This window comes from Streptomyces sp. NPDC107522 (assembly GCF_055657525.1).
Map to the genome: position 1 here is coordinate 446,009 of NZ_JBVKAU010000005.1, position 15,834 is coordinate 461,842.

Here is a 15,834-nt window from a genome sequence, read left to right on the forward strand (position 1 = left end):
AGTTGTGGCCGTATGCGGGAGGAAGGTCGTTTGTGTGACGTGGCTCTCAATGTGCAGGTCAGACGTCGAATTGCCGTGTCCATGGCATCCGAATTGTCCAACTAAAGTGATTCGTAGGTGATGTGGGTCATGTGGGGTGGTTCACCGGGTGCGTAACGGCCCGCGTGCGCCGCTTCACCCTGCGGGAGCGTCGAATGTGACCGGGCTCTCGAAGGCGGCACGGCGCGTGGCCCGGCGCAGCGCCTTGAGGATCGCCGGGCCGAGCGTGAAGGTGAGGATCACGGTGACGACAGCCCGGCCGAGGTCCCAGCCGAGCGACGTCGCCAGGCAGTACGCGACGAAGCGGGCGAGGTTGGCCAGGGGCCCGGCCTCGGGGTCGGGAGCGATGTTCGAGCCGTCCGCGAGGAGGTACGGCCAGCCCTGCATGTTCATCACCGTGCCGTAGGCGAACGCGGCGAAGAAGCCGTAGCCGGCCAGCAGGACCAGCTCACCGCGCCCCCGCAGACGGTCCGGGCCCGGCAGCAGCCCGGCGCCCATCGTGAACCAGCCCATCGACAGCATCTGGAACGGCATCCACGGCCCCACGCCGCCCGTGAGCAGGGCGGAGGCGAACATCGTCACCGCGCCGAGGACGAACCCGAAGCCCGGGCCGAGAACCCGGCCGCTGAGCACCATCAGGAAGAACATCGGCTCGATGCCGGCCGTCCCGGCGCCGAGCGGGCGCAGGGCGGCGCCGGTCGCCGCCAGCACGCCCAGCATCGCCACCGCCTTCGGGCCGAGCCCGGACTCGGAGATCGTCGCGGCGACGACGGCGACCAGCAGGAGCAGCAGGCACGTGAACAGCCACGGGGCGTCCTGCGCATGGGCGCTCACCTGCGCCTCGGGCGGGGCGAGGAAGGGCCAGCCGAGCGCGGCGACGCCGACCGCGCTGACCAGGAGGAGGGCGGCGACGGAGCGGGGTCCCAGACGGACGGCTCGGGCCTGGGGAGCACGGGGAGTGGAGCGGTCGGTCATGCCAGGGCCTTCCTCACCTCGGCGACCGTGAGCCACTTCTGCGGGGCCAGGATCTTGGCCACCTGCGGGGCGAAGGAGGGCGAGGCGACCACCACGTCCGCCGCTGGGCCGTCCGCTATCACCTCACCGTCGGCGAGGAGCACGACCCGGTGGGCGAGTTCCGCGGTCAGCTCCACGTCATGCGTCGCCAGCACGATGGCGTGCCCCTGCGCGGCGAGGTCGCGCAGCAATGTGACGAGGCGGGCCTTCGCCGCGTAGTCCAGGCCGCGGGTCGGTTCGTCGAGGAGGAGGAGAGGAGGGCGGGCGGTCAGGACGATGGCCAGCGCGAGCGTCAGACGCTGGCCCTCGGAGAGGTCGCGGGGGTGGGTGTCGTCGGGGACGTCCGGGAGGAGCGCGGAGACGAGGGCGCGGCAGGTGCCGGGTGCTGCGTCGGCGTCGGCGTCGGCGGTTGTGCACTCGGCGGCGACCGTGTCCGCGTACAGGAGGTCGCGGGGTTCCTGGGGGACGAGGCCGACGGCTCCGCCGAGGGTGACCGAGCCGGCGGAGGGTTTGATGAGGCCGACCAGGGTGTTGAGGAGGGTGGATTTTCCGGCGCCGTTGCGGCCCATGACGGCGACGATCTCTCCGAGGGTGACGGTGAGGTCGATGCGGTGGAGGGCGCGGATGTGGTCGCGGGTTATGGCGAGGGCTCGTACTTGGGCTGCATGTGTGGTTGTTGGGGCGGTGGGGGTGCGCCTGCGTCGGAACCATCGGCGGTGGGTGGGTGTTTCGCCCAATAGCGCGGGGGGTGTTGATCGTTGGCGGCTGAGGGTTCGTTGTGGTTGATCGCGCAGTTCCCCGCGCCCCTTGAGGGCGAGGCCCTCCCGCTCCTTGAGCTGTTCCCGCAGGTCCGCTGCACACCGCCGCGCGTCCCGGACCGTCAGAGGCAGGGGGGACCAGCCTGCCAGGCGGCCGAGGTCTACGACCGGGGGATACACCGGGGACACGGCCATCACCTCCGCCGGGGTGCCGAGGATCGGGGCCGCGCCCGGGGACGGGAGCAGGGCGACCTGGTCGGCGTACTGGATGACTCGTTCCAGGCGGTGTTCGGCCATCAGGATGGTGGTGCCCAGGTCGTGGACCAGGCGTTGGAGGACCGCCAGGACCTCTTCGGCGGCGGCCGGGTCCAGGGCTGACGTCGGTTCGTCGAGGACCAGGACGCTGGGGTGCGGGGTGAGGACGGAGCCGATCGCCACGCGCTGCTGCTGGCCGCCGGAGAGGGTGGCGATGGGGCGGTTGCGGAGGTCGGTGAGGCCGAGGAGGTCCAGGGTCTCCTCGACCCGGCGGCGCATGACGTCGGGGACGAGGCCCAGTGACTCCATGCCGTAGGCCAGTTCGTCCTCGACGGTGTCGGTCACGAAGTGGGAGAGGGGGTCCTGGCCCACCGTGCCCACCACGTCCGCGAGTTCGCGGGGCTTGTGGGTGCGCGTGTCCCGGCCGGCCACCGTGACGCGGCCGCGCAGGGTGCCTCCGGTGAAGTGCGGGACGAGTCCGCTCACCGCGCCGAGGACGGTGGACTTGCCGACGCCGGACGGGCCGACGAGGAGGACCAGTTCGCCTTCCGGGACCTCGAAGTCGACGCACTGGACGGTGGGTTCGGGGGCGCCGTCGTAGGTCACCGACATGTTCTCGAAGCGGATCACGACGGCTCCTTGGGGGCGGCGGGACTGCGGGGTGCGGGGCTGACGAAGGCCGGGAGCAGGCCGAGTAGGACGGCCGCCGCGGGCCACAGGGGGAGGGTGGGGACCTCGAGGGGGATCACGCCGGGGTGCAGGGCCGCCGGGTCGCGGGTCGCGGCGAGGGTCAGCAGGGCGGCGACCGCCGCGCCGGAACCGGCGACCAGCCAGGCGCGGGCGTCCCAGCGGTCCGGGCGGTAACGGGTGCGCAGGGTGCGGCGACCGCCGAGGCGGAGCCCTGCCAGGGCGGCGGCGACTCCGATGAGGAGGGCCGGGACGCCGTACGTGCCGCCTTCGGCGGTGAGGAGGCCGTACGTCCCCGCGCAGACGCCCAGCAGGCCGCCGAGGGTGAGCGCGGTGGTCGTACGGCGGACGCGGGGCGGGACGTCGGCGGTACGGCCGTAGCCGCGGGCGTCCATCGCGGCGGCGAGCGCGACGGAGCGTTCCAACGCGCCCTCCAGGACCGGGAGCCCGACGTGCAGCAGGCCGCGGATGCCGGTGTGGGGGCGGCCGCGCAGGCGGCGGGCGGCGCGCAGACGCTGGACGTCGGCGATCAGGTGGGGAGCGTAGGTGAGGGCGACCACCACCGCCACGCCCATTTCGTAGAGGGCGCCGGGGAGGGACTTGAGGAGGCGGGTCGGGCCGGCGAGGGAGTTCGCCGCGCCTACGCAGATGAGGAGGGTGGCGAGTCTCAGACCGTCGTAGAGGGCGCTGAGGAGGGTCTCGGCGGTGACCTTGCCGCCCAGGCGGATGCCCTGGGCCCAGTGGGGAAGCGGGAGTTCGGGGAGGGTGACGATCACGTGGGTGCCGGGGAGGGGGGAGCCGAGGGCGGTGGCGAAGAGGAGGCGGATGAGGAGGACGGCGAGGGCGAGTTTGACGAAGGCGGTGTAGGAGCGGGCTGTGGGGGTGTCGGGGCGGCAGGTGGCTACTACGTAGGCGGAGGTTGCTATGAGGAGGGTGAGGAGGAGGGGGTTGGTGGTGCGGGTTGCGGCGGTGCCGAGGGACAGGGACCAGAGCCACCAGGCACCGGGGTGCAGCTGTGGGCGGGGGGTTGGGACGCTTGCCTGCGCCGGCCGGGTGCCGCCCCTCTTAGGGACGGGCGCCGCCCCAGCGGCACGACTGCCCGCAGGCTGGGTGGCTCCGCCTGCCGTCACGCTCGCCGCCGTCGTGCCTGCCACAGCGCTGCCGTTCCCAACACGGCCACTACGGCGATCCCCGCGACCAGGCCCAGCGACGGGCCGCCGTCCGACTCGTCCGTCTTCTCGGTGGCCGTCGGTTTCTTCGCCCCCGACACCTGCTCCCCGCACCCCTTCTCCGGGTACCCCGCGATCGCGCACAACAGGGCGTTCGTGTCGTACCGCAGCGGCCTGGCCACGGAGGCGAGCGCTTCCGCGGTTGTCGCGTCGGCGGTCACCCGCGCGCATGCCGTACGTCGAGCCGGTGGCGTCTCGCCCGACGGGGCGTCAGCCGGCGTACCGAAGTCGATGACGAGAGCAACCCGCTTCTTGCCGTCCTGGGGCGGAGTCCTCGCGCAGATCACCTCGAACACCGCCGCGCCCCTCGGGCGGGCCGCGTCCTTGGAGTCCTCGCTCACCGCGAAGCGGAAGCCCTGGACGTCGCCGTCGGAGGGGCGGGCGGTGGAGGGGCCCTGGGTGGCGTAGGTCCAGGTGTCGCCGTCGCGGTCCCAGAAGGACCAGTAGCGGTAGCCGGTCGCCTGGGCGGCCTGGGCCGCGCCGGTCAGGAGGACCAGCGCGGCCAGGAGCGGGGCGAGCGCGCGGCGTATCACTGCCGTCCGCCCTTGTTGCGGCCGCTCAGCAGGAAGCCGATGCCGATGCCCACGACCAGGAAGATGCCGACGTACCACCACACGCCGAAGGGGCTGTCCTCGTCCTCCTCCTTCTCGTCCGCGGCCTTGTCCGCCGCCTTGTGGGGTGCCGGGCCCGTCGCGTTGAGCTGCTCGACCAGGTCCGTGCCGGCGAAGTCCCGGGGGTCGGCGCCCGCCGCGTCGGCGGCGAGGATCAGCTGGGCGTAGGCTGCCGGGCCGCTCTGCTTCGCCCAGGACGCGGCGTTCTTCTCCAACCACTCCAGGGGCTTCTGGGCCGCCGCCTCACCACCCTGTACGGCGAGTGCGACGACCGCGTCCGCGGTGTTGCCGTAGTCGGGCTGGTCCTCGGCGCCGGCGAGGGCGGACGTGAGGTGGCCGTCCTTGGCGAGTTCCTTGCCGAGGTACGCGGCGCCGTTGGCCGCTGCCTGCTCCGGGGTGAGGCGGGAGCCGTCGGCGCAGGCGGCCTCCGCCTTGTCGCCCGCCTTCGCCGTCAGCATGCCCTGGCCCAACGCGCCGACGACGGCCGCCGCCGTCGCATCCGCGTTGGCCGACAACTTGCCCTTCTTGTCCGGCTGGTAGGCGAAGGCGCCGCCACCGTCCTCACCGCAGGGGAGGGCGAGGGACACCAGGGCGTCGTACGGCGACTTGCCCCCCTTGCGTACGTCGCCCGGCTTCTCACCGACGGCCGCGAGCGCACCGATCACCACGGAGGTCGAGTTCGCGTCACTCGCGCCGCCCGCCGCGTACCCCCACCCTCCGTCCTTGTTCTGCACGGACTTCAGCCAGGCCACCGCCTTGCCGGTCACGGCGTCGTGTCCGCCGAGCGCGGCGAGGGCCTGGACGGCGGCGGCCGTGTTGTTGGTGTCGACCATGGTCTTCGCGTCGCAGGCCTTCGAGGTGTCGGCGCGGAACGCGGCGAATGCCCCGCTGGCGCACTGCTGCCCGGTGAGCCAGTCCACGGCCTTCGCCGCCGGCTTCACGCCCACCGTGTCCTGGGCGAGCAGCGCGAGGGACTGGCGCCAGACACCGTCGTACGTCGGGTCGGTCGTGCCGTACAGCCCGGCGGGGAGCGCGACGGACGGTGACGCGGACGGGGACGAGTCGGCGGCGACTGCGGGCGTGGCAGTGGCCGTGCCGATCACGGTGACGGCGGCCAGGGCCGCGGCGCTGCGGCGGACGTACATGATCGGCGGGTGCCCTTCCCTAGGGGAACCGGGCAGCACAGGGGAGACCCCGGGCGGCTCGGCTCCGTACCTCGACGGTGCCGTGCGCCGGCCGGTTGCCGGTGCACGTGAGCCGGTCACAAGACCCGTGCGGGGCGATCCGGCTTGCCACTGGGTGGCTCACGGTTGCGGGTCAGCGCCGGATTTGCACCGGCTTCCCCCCGTACGGGTGTGATGACGACGCCGACACTCTACCCGGCCGTAACCGAACCCCTGAGGGCCGCCTGGGCGGGCGGGTAGGTTCGGGCCATGGCTGAGGGGACCGTGGGGAGACTGCTCGGGTCGGGGCGTACCGCGGACGTGTACGAACTCGACGAGGCGTGGGTGGTGCGCCGCTTCCGGGACGGGTACGGGGATGGGCCGGCCGAGGGCGCGGTGATGGCGCACGTGCGCGAACACGGCTATCCGGCGCCGCGGGTGCGGCTCGCCGACTCCTCGCGGACCGATCTGGTGATGCAGCGGCTGTCGGGGCCGACGATGCTGCGGGCGCTGGCCGAGGGGGAGATGGGCGCGGACGAGGCGGGCGGCATCCTCGCCCGCCTGCTGCGGCAACTGCACCGCGTCCCCGCACACCGGTCTCAGGGCTCGGTGCTGCACCTGGACCTGCATCCCGACAACGTCATCCTCACGCCCGACGGCCCCTACGTGATCGACTGGGACAACGCACGGGACGGCGACCCCGCCCTGGACTGGGGCTCCTCCGCGGTGATCCTCGCCCAGGTCGCCGTGGACGACGGACCCTTCGCCGAACCTGCCCGACCCCTCCTGGCCGCCTTGCTCGCCGACCCGTGCGACCTCACCGAGGCCGGCCTGGCGCAGGCGCTGCGGCGCCGCGCGGAGAATCCGACGATGACTCGGCGTGAGGTCGAACTCCTCGGTGACGCCGGGGAGTTGATCCGTACGTTCATGCGCTAGTGGACGCGAGTGGAGGCGGGCACCGGTCCGCGGAATAGCTCAGCTGTCGACCCTCGGCATGGGGCCGCCGAACGGCAGGTGCAGGGTGCGGGAGGCCAGCAGCCACTGACCGGCGATGCGACGGAAGGTGTCCTCGATGGGGGTCCCCCCGCTCGAGCGAAGTCGAGAGTGGGGGAGGCCGACCTGGACCGGCGGGCCGGCCGGCACCATGCCGCCCGTCCAGCCTTCGACGCGGTACGTCGTGAAGTACGACGTGGCCTCGGCCGTGTCCGGGGAGGTCACCGTGACGCGGATGTTGGACATGATCCGCCGCGAGAGTTTGTCCGCCGGCCGTGCGCCGAAGTACGTCCGCAGTGCCTTCCGTCCCTCGGAACGCCGACCGTCTCCCGGAGGAGGCCACTCCCACCGGCCGTCCTCGGTGAACAGGTCGGCGACGGAGGCCGGTTCGCCGAGGTCGAGGCGGTGGACGAAGTCGAGGATCAGGCGCTCGCAGGCACGTTCGGCGAGGAGTTGCTCCATGGGGTCCATGAGGCCGTTGGTACCAGCCGGGAGCGCAGCGGCACGATCGAATTACACCGCCACGTATGTCACCGGCTCACTCCCCGCCACCGCCTCCGCCCGCCCCAGCTTCACCAGCTGCCGCAGATGCGACTCGGCCTCGGCGATCGCGATGTTCCGTGAGCCGTAGGGGATCTGGTCCCAGGTCCGGTTCCATTCCATGCGTTCGGCCAGCTGCCAGGGGGTGAGGGGCTCGGACAGCAACGCCAGCAGTCCGGTGAGGCGTTCCTCGTGGTGGGTCAGCAACTGCCGTACGCGGGCGGGCGCGTCGGTGAACGCGTGCTGGTGGGCCGGGAGGATCTCGGCGGGTTCGAGGCGGCCGACGCGTTCGAGGGAGTCGAGATAGTCGCCGAGGGGGTCGGTGACGGTCGTGTCGTCGGGGTCCTCGTACAGGCCGATGTGCGGGGTGATCTCGGGGAGCAGGTGGTCGCCGGAGAACAGGCGGCCGTGGCCCGGGAGTCGGGCCGGGTGCTCCTCCTCCAGGTGCAGGCAGACGTGGCCGGGGGTGTGGCCCGGGGTCCAGATGGCGCGCAGGCGGCGGCCGGGGAGGTCGAGGAGCTCGCCGGGGACGATCTCGCGGTCGGGCGCGGCGGGGGAGAAGCCGAGCAGGGAGCGGGGGCGGCGGGCGGCGCGGAGCGGGGACACGTGGGCTTCTGGGGCGCCGGCCGCGGTGAGCTTGTCCGCCATGTAGGAGAACCAGCGCTCGGGGCGGGTCGCGCGGGTGCGCCGTACGATCGCCGCGTCCGCCGCGTGCATCGCGATCCAGGCGCCGGAGGCCTCGCGCACCTTGCCCGACAGGCCGTGATGGTCGGGGTGGTGATGGGTGATGACCACGCCGTGGATCTCGGCGGGCGCGGTGCCGCACGCCGCGAGGCCCTCGGCGAGGGCGTCCCAGGAGGCCGGGTCGTCCCAGCCGGTGTCGATGAGCACCGGGCCGCGGTCGGTGTCGACGACGTACACGAGGGTGTGGCCGAGCGGGTTGTCAGGGATGGGGACCTGGAGGGACCGGACGCCGCCGCCGTGGTCGTACACCTGCGCCATGGGCTCCCCAATCGCCGCACACCGGCCACCGACGGCCACTATAACTAGAACGGGTTTCGATGGGAGCCTGAGTCACCCAGGCTTGGCGTTCCGTATCCGCTCCGGGGTCCAGAACTCCCTGATCTCCTCGGGGCTCTTCGTCTCCCGGTGGACGGACACCCCGTTGCCCTGCGTGACGTCGTCCCAGTTCGAGGCCATCCATACGACACCACAGACGGCCGTCGTCATGACCGTCGCGAACACCGCCCACGCGCGCCTGCGCTCACGGTTTGCCGTCATCCACCGTTCCTCCCCGTCGACTTGATCAGCGTAGGCGTGAGTGATGTGCGATCCGTGGACTCCTCGTAGTGGAACTGGTATCAGTTCTGAAACAGCGTCAGAAACCAAGGAAACCCGCTCCAGCTCCGCAGGAGGCGTCGGCCATGACCGAGCTCGTGGAACACGGACAGCTGTTCATCGGCGGGGAGTTGACCGACCCCCTGGGCAAGGACGTCATCGAGGTCATCTCGCCGCACACGGGGGAGGTCATCGGTCGCGTGCCGCACGCCTCGCCGGCCGACGTCGACCGGGCGGTCGCGGTGGCGCGGCGGGCGTTCGACGAAGGCCCCTGGCCACGGATGTCGCTCGACGAGCGGATCGAGGTCGTCACCCGCATCAAGGACGGCATCGCCCTGCGGCACGAGGAGATCGCCCGTGTGATCTCCTCCGAGAACGGTTCCCCGTACTCCTGGAGCGTCCTCGCCCAGGCGCTCGGCGCGATGATGGTGTGGGACGCGGCGATCACGGTCGCGCGGAACTTCACGTACGAGGAGCGGCGCGACGGCGTGCTGGGGAAGATCCTCGTGCGGCGCGAGCCGGTCGGGGTCGTGGCGGCCGTCGTGCCCTGGAACGTCCCGCAGTTCGTCGCCGCCGCCAAGCTCGCGCCCGCGCTGCTCACGGGCTGCACGGTGGTGCTCAAGCCGTCGCCGGAGTCGCCGCTGGACGCCTACCTGCTGGCGGAGATCGCGAAGGACGCGGGGCTGCCGGACGGGGTGCTGTCCATCCTCCCGGCCGACCGCGAGGTGAGCGAGTACCTGGTCGGGCACCCGGGCATCGACAAGGTCTCCTTCACCGGATCGGTGGCGGCGGGCAAGCGCGTGATGGAGGTGGCGGCCCGCAATCTCACGCGCGTGACGCTGGAGCTGGGCGGAAAGTCGGCGGCCGTCGTCCTGCCGGACGCGGACGTCGAGGCGACGGTCGCCGGTGTCGTCCCGGCGGCGTGGATGAACAACGGCCAGGCATGCGTGGCCCAGACCCGCATCCTCCTGCCCCGCTCCCGCTACGACGAGTTCGCCGAGGCCTTCGCCGCGGCGGCGGGCGCGCTGGTGGTCGGCGACCCGCTGGACCCGGCGACCCAGGTGGGCCCGCTGGTGGCGGAGCGTCAGCAGCGCAGGAACCTCGACTACATCCGCATCGGCCAGGAGGAGGGCGCGAAGATCCTGACGGGCGGCGGGCGTCCGCAGGGCCTGGACCGGGGCTGGTACGTCGAGCCGACCCTCTTCGGAGACGTGGACAACTCGATGCGGATCGCACGCGAGGAGATCTTCGGCCCCGTGATCTGCCTCCTGCCCTACGGCGACGAGTCCGAGGCCGTGAAGATCGCGAACGACTCCGACTACGGCCTGAGCGGCAGCGTCTGGACGGCCGACACCGCCCACGGCATCGAGGTCGCCCGCCAGGTCCGTACCGGCACGTACTCGGTGAACACCTTCAGCCTGGACATGCTGGGCCCGTTCGGCGGCTACAAGAACTCGGGCCTGGGGCGCGAGTTCGGCCCCGAGGGCTACGGCGAATACCTGGAGCACAAGATGATCCACCTTCCGGCCGGCTGGGAGGCGTGAGGGGACATGGGCGACCGCTGGCACGTCGAGGTCGACCGGTCGGTGTGCATCGGCTCGGCCCAGTGCGTCCACCACGCCCCCGACGGCTTCCGCCTCGACACCGGCCGCCAGTCCCATCCGGCCGACCCGGAGACCGACGCGAACGAGAAGATCCTGGCCGCGGCGGAGAGCTGCCCGGTGGAGGCGATCGTGATCACGATCCTGGGGAGCGGGGAGCCGGTGTTCCCACCGGAGGACTGAGCCTGTCCCCGCCCCGAGGAGCGGCGCTGTCGGCGACGCGTTGTACTCTCCTGCGGTTCCGGCGGGTCGACAAGGGTGGGGAACGTGCGCAGGTCCGAGGCCAGAGAGCTGCTCAAGCAGGCACGCACGGCATGGGAGGCCGAGGACTGGCGGCGCTCCGCGGAGCTCCACGAGCAGGTGCTCGCGCACTTCCCGGACGAGGAGCCGAGCGCGGTGTGGTGGTACGACGCCGCGCTCGCCCACAAGTTCCTGCGCAACTGGCAGAAGGCCTACGAACTCGGGCGTGAGGCCGCCGCCCGCTCACCGCGCGGCGAGGGCGACCCCGCGTACTGGAACCTCGGCATCGCGGCCACCATCCAGCGTGACTGGGCGACGGCCCGGGACGCCTGGGCCGGCTTCGGTATCGAACTCCCGGACGGCGAGGGCGAGATCGAGGGCCGCTTCGGGAACGCCTGCGTACGGCTGGACACCGGCGGGACGCGGGAGGTTGTCTGGATCGAGCGGCTGTGCCCGACGCGCGGACGGGTGGTCAACGTGCCGGTCACGGGGGGCCGGAGGTACGGGGAGATCGTGGTCCACGACGGCGTCCCGAACGGGGAGCGGGTCGTCGACGGCACGAGTGGTCTCCGACGAGCGCGGGTCGCCATCAGAGGGATGGCCGAGGTTGCTTCGCGGCTTCGGGTTTGTGGGGGCTGGTCGCGCAGTTCCCCGCGCCCCTTGGGCGTCACCGGCACCAGCATGACAGTGCACCGTCGGTCACCTGCACCTGCACCTGCACCTGGGCGGTCGGCTAGGCAGGGTGTCCGATTTTGCCCAGGAAAATAGCTATCCGGGGTGTTCTCTGCGGCATTGGGCGTTCTATTATGGAAGTCGGCCTACGGGACGAGTGAGGGAGCCCGAACCGGAGTAGCCGACTCTGGCGGGAAGCCGAAGGGCTTCCGCTGGGGCCGACATCGACGGTCCGGGCTGAGAGGCCGGAAAGTCGGAAGACCGAGAGGTCGGAAGACCGGAAGGCGACCCCCAGTACCTGATCCGGGTAATACCGGCGCAGGGAACCCGTCTCGTAGGTCTTTCGTGTGCCTGTGCGCCTAGGGCTGATCCGGTGCCGTCAGGTCGATCAGGCGGCAGACCGTCTCGATGTCGATCTTCACCTGGGCGATCGAGGCGCGGCCCGAGAGCCAGGTGATCAGGGCCGAGTGCCAGGTGTGCTCGATGACGCGGACGGCGGAGAGCTGCTCGGGCGTCGGGTTCTCCAGCCCCATGGCGTCCAGGATGATCACCGTCGTCTGCCGGGACACCTGGTCGACCTCGGGGGACACGCTGCGGTCGGCGAAGGTCAGGGCCCGGACCATGGCGTCGGCCAGATGCGGCTCGCGCTGCAGCGCGCGGAAGGCACGCATCAGGGTCTCCGCGACCCGCTCCGCCGCCGTCTCCCCGTGCGGCGGCTTCTTTCGCAGCGTGCCGTGCATGTGCTCCAGCTGGTCCTGCATCGTGGCGACCAGCAGATGCACCTTGGACGGAAAATAGCGGTACAGCGTGCCGAGCGCCACCTGCGAGGACTCCGCGACCTCCCGCATCTGCACCGCGTCGAAACCACCCCGGCTGGCGAGCTGCGCGCTGGCGTGCAGGATGCGCCGGCGACGGGCCTCCTGCCGCTCGGTGAGAGGCGGCGAGGCCGGGCTTGCGCTACTGACTTCCGCAGGCATGGATCCCGTTCCGTGACAGTCGGTGAGGGTGAGTGACCGGACAGAGCATGCCAGGGCGTCGGTCGTGGCGTGAATCACCTGATCCATCGCTCACAGCGGCGCTACCTGCCGGTAGATTCAGAGCCTCTTGAACGATCAAGTCTGAAACTTGTTCTAGATTAGCGTCCCGGCGTAATCTCGCGGGACATCGCAGGGAGAAGGGGGCCCAGAGTGACCGCTGAGGCCAGGGAGGCCGGGTCCCCACAGGACCCTGCCGCCGACGGCGAGCGACCGCTCGACATCGCGCTTCTCACCTATAAAGGGAACCCGTTCTGCGGCGGCCAGGGCGTCTACGTACGGCACCTCTCCCGCGAGCTGGCCCGCCTCGGCCACCGTGTCGAGGTCATCGGCTCCCAGCCCTACCCCGTCCTCGACGAGGGCGCGGAGTACGCCGACCGCCTGACCCTCACCGAGCTCCCCAGCCTCGACCTGTACCGCCAGCCCGACCCCTTCCGCACCCCCAAGCGCGACGAGTACCGCGACTGGATCGACGCGCTGGAAGTGGCGACCATGTGGACCGGCGGCTTCCCCGAGCCGCTGACGTTCTCGCTGCGCGCCCGCCGCCACCTTCGCGCCCGGCGCGGCGACTTCGACGTCGTACACGACAACCAGACCCTGGGCTACGGCCTGCTGGGCGACGTCGGCGCGCCCCTCGTCACCACCATCCACCACCCCATCACCGTGGACCGGCAGCTGGAGCTGGACGCGGCCGAGGGCTGGCAGCGGCGGATGTCGGTGCGCCGCTGGTACGCCTTCACGCGCATGCAGAAGCGCGTGGCACGCCGACTGCCGTCGGTGCTGACCGTCTCGGGTACGTCCCGCGCGGAGATCGTCGACCACCTCGGCGTACGGCAGGACCGCATCCACGTCGTCCACATCGGCGCCGACACCGATCTTTTCTCGCCGGATCCCTCGGTACGGCAGATACCGGGCCGCATCGTGACGACCTCCAGCGCCGACGTCCCGCTGAAGGGCCTGGTCTTCCTCGTCGAGGCCCTCGCCAAGGTCCGCACCGAGCACCCCGACGCCCACCTCGTCGTCGTCGGCAAGCGGCCCGAGGAAGGGCCGGTCGCGCAGGCCGTCGAGCGGTACGGCCTCGAAGGCGCCGTCGAGTTCGTCAAGGGCATCTCCGACGCGGAGCTCGTCGACCTGGTCCGCTCGGCCGAGGTCGCGTGCGTGCCGTCGCTCTACGAGGGCTTCTCCCTGCCGGCCGCCGAGGCCATGGCCACCGGGACGCCGCTGCTCGCCACGACCGGCGGGGCGATCCCGGAGGTCGCCGGACAGGACGGCGAGACGTGCCTGGCGGTACCGCCGGGCGACGCGGGGGCGCTGGCCGCCGGCCTGAGCCGACTGCTGGGCGACCCGGAGCTGCGCGCCCGACTCGGCGCCGCGGGCCGTGAGCGGGTCCTGCAGCACTTCACCTGGGCCCGCGCCGCCGAGGGCACGGTGGCCCGCTACCGCGAGGCGATCGCCCGCTCCGCGGGCCCGGAGTCCGCCCGCTCCGCAGGCCCCGCTTCCGGCCGCTCCGCGGCAACAGCGACCGACCGCTCCGCGCTCCAGACGCCCGCCCGCTCCGCGGCCTCAAGAGATGTCGTACAGACAGGGGTGACCGACGCGGCGGACACCGCAGAACCCGCCCGCGTCACGGAGGCCGTCGGCGTCACCGAGTCCGCCCGCGTGACCGAGGCCGCCGCCGTCACCGAGGCCGCCCCGTGACCCCCCTGCACACGACCCTCGACCCCCGCCCCTCCAACCGTTCCGACCGCGAAAGCAGGCCCACGTGCTGACCGTCGACTTCTCCCGGTTCCCGCTCGCCCCGGGCGACCGCGTCCTGGACCTCGGCTGCGGTGCCGGCCGGCACGCGTTCGAGTGCTACCGGCGCGGCGCCCAGGTCGTGGCGCTGGACCAGAACGGTGAGGAGATCCGCGAGGTCGCGAAGTGGTTCGCGGCGATGAAGGAGGCGGGGGAGGCGCCGGAGGGGGCCACGGCCACCGCCATGGAGGGCGACGCCCTCGCGCTGCCCTTCCCGGACGAGTCCTTCGACGTCGTCATCATCTCCGAGGTCATGGAGCACATCCCGGACGACAAGGGCGTCCTCGCCGAGATGGTGCGGGTGCTCAAGCCCGGCGGCCGTATCGCCATCACCGTCCCCCGCTACGGCCCCGAGAAGGTCTGCTGGGCCCTGTCCGACGAGTACCACGAGGTCGAGGGCGGCCACATCCGCATCTACAAGGCGGACGAGCTGCTCGCGAAGATCCGCGAGGCCGGCCTCAAGCCGTACGGCACCCATCACGCCCACGCGCTGCACTCGCCGTACTGGTGGCTGAAGTGCGCGTTCGGCGTCGACAACGACAAGGCGCTGCCCGTGCGGGCGTACCACAAGCTGCTGGTCTGGGACATCATGAAGAAGCCGCTGGCGACCAGGGTCGCCGAGCAGGCCCTCAACCCGCTGATCGGCAAGAGCTTCGTGGCGTACGCGACCAAGCCCCACCTGCCGCGTATCGCTGAGACCGAGGCGGCCGCCAAGTGACCACCCCCCGGACAGAACACCTGGTCCTGCCCGGGGTCCTCACCGCCGAGCAGGCCGCCGCGACCGTCGCAGGGATCCTCGCCGTCCAGCGGGAGGACGGGGCGATCCCGTGGTTCCGCGGACACCACCTCGACCCGTGGGACCACGTCGAGGCGGCGATGGCGCTGGACGCGGCAGGTGAGCACACGGCGGCCGAACGGGCGTACACCTGGCTGGCGACCCACCAGAACGAGGACGGCTCCTGGTACGCCGCCTACCTGGACGGCGCCTTCGACGACGTCACCGACACCGGGCGCGAGACCAACTTCGTCGCCTACATAGCCGTAGGCGTCTGGCACCACTACCTCTCCACCGGCGACGACACGTTCCTGGACCGCATGTGGCCGTCCGTCTACGCGGCCATCGAGTTCGTCCTCCAGCTCCAGCAGCCCGGCGGGCAGATCGGCTGGCGGCGCGACGAGGACGGTACGGCGACGGCGGACGCCCTGCTGACCGGTTCCTCCTCGATCCACCATGCGCTGCGCTGCGCCCTGGCCATCGCCGAGCAGCGGGAAGAGCCGCAGCCGGACTGGGAGTTGGCGGCGGGCGCCTTGCGGCATGCGATACGGCGGCATCCGGAGCGGTTCCTGGACAAGGACCGGTACTCGATGGACTGGTACTACCCCGTGCTGGGCGGGGCGTTGACCGGCGCCGAGGCCAAGTCCCGTATGGAGGAAGGCTGGGACAGCTTCGTCGTGCCCGGGCTCGGGGTGCGGTGCGTCGTGCCGAATCCGTGGGTGACGGGGGGAGAGTCGGCCGAACTCGCCCTCGCACTGTGGGCGATGGGCGAGTCCGACCGGGCGCTGGAGATCCTGCAGTCGATCCAGCACCTACGGGACCCGGAGAGCGGGCTGTACTGGACCGGCTACGTCTTCGACGACGACGCGATCTGGCCGCAGGAGCTGACGACTTGGACGGCCGGGTCGGTGTTGCTGGCCGTCGCGGCGCTGGGCGGGCACGAGGCGACCTGTGCGGTGTTCGGTGGGGACCGCTTGCCGACGGGGCTTGACCCGGATTGCTGCGCCTGAGAGCTCGGGTGGCTTTTGTCGTGTGGCGGGCGCGGGTCCGGTGTGGCTGGTCCCGCGCCCACGCGGCGGAGCCGCATATCG

The 15,834-nt window shown here is 71.8% G+C and carries 16 protein-coding genes and 1 riboswitch; of the genes, 7 read left to right on the plus strand and 9 right to left on the minus strand.

Annotation, left to right across the window (positions count from 1 at the left end):
• Positions 1-174 precede the first annotated feature (174 nt).
• The 5 genes from ACZ7L6_RS19190 to ACZ7L6_RS19210 form a co-directional block, all read right to left on the minus strand.
• On the minus strand, positions 175-1,014 hold the full coding sequence (locus ACZ7L6_RS19190) for an ECF transporter S component (RefSeq protein ID WP_471925305.1): 840 nt from the start codon (positions 1,012-1,014) through the stop codon (positions 175-177).
• Complete coding sequence (locus tag ACZ7L6_RS19195) at positions 1,011-2,696, minus strand: ABC transporter ATP-binding protein (protein WP_471925307.1); 1,686 nt, start codon at positions 2,694-2,696, stop codon at positions 1,011-1,013. The genes ACZ7L6_RS19190 and ACZ7L6_RS19195 overlap by 4 nt, the downstream gene beginning before the upstream one ends.
• A complete protein-coding gene (locus ACZ7L6_RS19200) occupies positions 2,693-3,766 on the minus strand; it encodes a CbiQ family ECF transporter T component (RefSeq protein ID WP_471925703.1) in 1,074 nt (357 codons plus the stop codon). The genes ACZ7L6_RS19195 and ACZ7L6_RS19200 overlap by 4 nt, the downstream gene beginning before the upstream one ends.
• A 113-nt stretch (positions 3,767-3,879) precedes the next feature.
• Complete coding sequence (locus tag ACZ7L6_RS19205; RefSeq protein WP_471925309.1) at positions 3,880-4,515, minus strand: SCO2322 family protein; 636 nt, start codon at positions 4,513-4,515, stop codon at positions 3,880-3,882.
• Positions 4,512-5,738: a prenyltransferase/squalene oxidase repeat-containing protein gene (locus ACZ7L6_RS19210; RefSeq protein WP_471925311.1), complete on the minus strand. Its 1,227-nt coding sequence runs from the start codon at positions 5,736-5,738 to the stop codon at positions 4,512-4,514. Before ACZ7L6_RS19210 ends, ACZ7L6_RS19205 begins: the two co-directional genes overlap by 4 nt.
• A gap of 111 nt (positions 5,739-5,849) precedes the next feature.
• Positions 5,850-5,991: riboswitch (cobalamin riboswitch) on the minus strand.
• 35 nt (positions 5,992-6,026) lie between these two features.
• Here ACZ7L6_RS19210 and ACZ7L6_RS19215 point away from each other — a divergent pair.
• Complete coding sequence (locus ACZ7L6_RS19215; protein WP_471925313.1) at positions 6,027-6,692, plus strand: phosphotransferase; 666 nt, start codon at positions 6,027-6,029, stop codon at positions 6,690-6,692.
• A 39-nt stretch (positions 6,693-6,731) separates the two neighbouring features.
• Here the strand turns inward: ACZ7L6_RS19215 and ACZ7L6_RS19220 are convergent, their stop codons facing one another.
• From ACZ7L6_RS19220 to ACZ7L6_RS19230, 3 genes are all read right to left on the minus strand, one after another.
• Positions 6,732-7,220 carry a nuclear transport factor 2 family protein gene (locus tag ACZ7L6_RS19220; RefSeq protein WP_471925315.1) on the minus strand — a complete coding sequence of 163 codons (489 nt, stop codon included), beginning with the start codon at positions 7,218-7,220 and terminating at the stop codon, positions 6,732-6,734.
• A gap of 42 nt (positions 7,221-7,262) precedes the next feature.
• Positions 7,263-8,291, minus strand: coding sequence for an MBL fold metallo-hydrolase (locus tag ACZ7L6_RS19225; RefSeq protein ID WP_471925317.1), 1,029 nt, complete (start codon positions 8,289-8,291; stop codon positions 7,263-7,265).
• A gap of 72 nt (positions 8,292-8,363) precedes the next feature.
• On the minus strand, positions 8,364-8,570 hold the full coding sequence (locus ACZ7L6_RS19230; RefSeq protein WP_471925319.1) for a hypothetical protein: 207 nt from the start codon (positions 8,568-8,570) through the stop codon (positions 8,364-8,366).
• 143 nt (positions 8,571-8,713) lie between these two features.
• On the opposite strand from ACZ7L6_RS19230, the gene ACZ7L6_RS19235 reads away from it, so the two are divergent.
• The 3 genes from ACZ7L6_RS19235 to ACZ7L6_RS19245 all read left to right on the plus strand — a co-directional run bounded on the left by ACZ7L6_RS19235 (position 8,714) and on the right by ACZ7L6_RS19245 (position 11,236).
• Positions 8,714-10,171 carry an aldehyde dehydrogenase gene (locus ACZ7L6_RS19235; RefSeq protein ID WP_471925321.1) on the plus strand — a complete coding sequence of 486 codons (1,458 nt, stop codon included), beginning with the start codon at positions 8,714-8,716 and terminating at the stop codon, positions 10,169-10,171.
• Between the two features lie 6 nt (positions 10,172-10,177).
• Positions 10,178-10,411 (plus strand): ferredoxin, encoded by a 234-nt coding sequence (locus ACZ7L6_RS19240; RefSeq protein ID WP_471925323.1) that lies wholly within the window; start codon positions 10,178-10,180, stop codon positions 10,409-10,411.
• Positions 10,412-10,495: 84 nt separating this feature from the next.
• The gene (locus ACZ7L6_RS19245; RefSeq protein WP_471925325.1) at positions 10,496-11,236 is read left to right on the plus strand and encodes a tetratricopeptide repeat protein; all 741 of its coding nucleotides are present in this window, start codon (positions 10,496-10,498) and stop codon (positions 11,234-11,236) included.
• Positions 11,237-11,499: 263 nt separating this feature from the next.
• Here ACZ7L6_RS19245 and ACZ7L6_RS19250 read toward each other — a convergent pair whose 3' ends face one another.
• On the minus strand, positions 11,500-12,117 hold the full coding sequence (locus tag ACZ7L6_RS19250) for a TetR family transcriptional regulator (protein WP_471925327.1): 618 nt from the start codon (positions 12,115-12,117) through the stop codon (positions 11,500-11,502).
• Positions 12,118-12,327: 210 nt separating this feature from the next.
• On the opposite strand from ACZ7L6_RS19250, the gene ACZ7L6_RS19255 reads away from it, so the two are divergent.
• The 3 genes from ACZ7L6_RS19255 to ACZ7L6_RS19265 all read left to right on the plus strand — a co-directional run bounded on the left by ACZ7L6_RS19255 (position 12,328) and on the right by ACZ7L6_RS19265 (position 15,753).
• Positions 12,328-13,872, plus strand: coding sequence for a glycosyltransferase family 4 protein (locus tag ACZ7L6_RS19255; RefSeq protein WP_471925329.1), 1,545 nt, complete (start codon positions 12,328-12,330; stop codon positions 13,870-13,872).
• A 64-nt stretch (positions 13,873-13,936) separates the two neighbouring features.
• A complete protein-coding gene (locus ACZ7L6_RS19260) occupies positions 13,937-14,686 on the plus strand; it encodes a class I SAM-dependent methyltransferase (RefSeq protein WP_471925331.1) in 750 nt (249 codons plus the stop codon).
• Entirely contained in the window at positions 14,683-15,753 is a 1,071-nt protein-coding gene (locus ACZ7L6_RS19265) for a prenyltransferase/squalene oxidase repeat-containing protein (RefSeq protein WP_471925333.1), read from the plus strand. The genes ACZ7L6_RS19260 and ACZ7L6_RS19265 overlap by 4 nt, the downstream gene beginning before the upstream one ends.
• Positions 15,754-15,834 lie beyond the last annotated feature (81 nt).

Coding starts and splice junctions, on each gene's coding strand:
- ACZ7L6_RS19190 (WP_471925305.1), bottom strand. CDS start 1,014: ATGACCGACCGCTCCACTCCCCGTGCTCCCCAGGCCCGAGCCGTCCGT.
- ACZ7L6_RS19210 (WP_471925311.1), bottom strand. CDS start 5,738: ATGTACGTCCGCCGCAGCGCCGCGGCCCTGGCCGCCGTCACCGTGATC.
- ACZ7L6_RS19215 (WP_471925313.1), top strand. CDS start 6,027: ATGGCTGAGGGGACCGTGGGGAGACTGCTCGGGTCGGGGCGTACCGCG.
- ACZ7L6_RS19220 (WP_471925315.1), bottom strand. CDS start 7,220: ATGGACCCCATGGAGCAACTCCTCGCCGAACGTGCCTGCGAGCGCCTG.
- ACZ7L6_RS19225 (WP_471925317.1), bottom strand. CDS start 8,291: ATGGCGCAGGTGTACGACCACGGCGGCGGCGTCCGGTCCCTCCAGGTC.
- ACZ7L6_RS19230 (WP_471925319.1), bottom strand. CDS start 8,570: ATGACGGCAAACCGTGAGCGCAGGCGCGCGTGGGCGGTGTTCGCGACG.
- ACZ7L6_RS19235 (WP_471925321.1), top strand. CDS start 8,714: ATGACCGAGCTCGTGGAACACGGACAGCTGTTCATCGGCGGGGAGTTG.
- ACZ7L6_RS19240 (WP_471925323.1), top strand. CDS start 10,178: ATGGGCGACCGCTGGCACGTCGAGGTCGACCGGTCGGTGTGCATCGGC.
- ACZ7L6_RS19250 (WP_471925327.1), bottom strand. CDS start 12,117: ATGCCTGCGGAAGTCAGTAGCGCAAGCCCGGCCTCGCCGCCTCTCACC.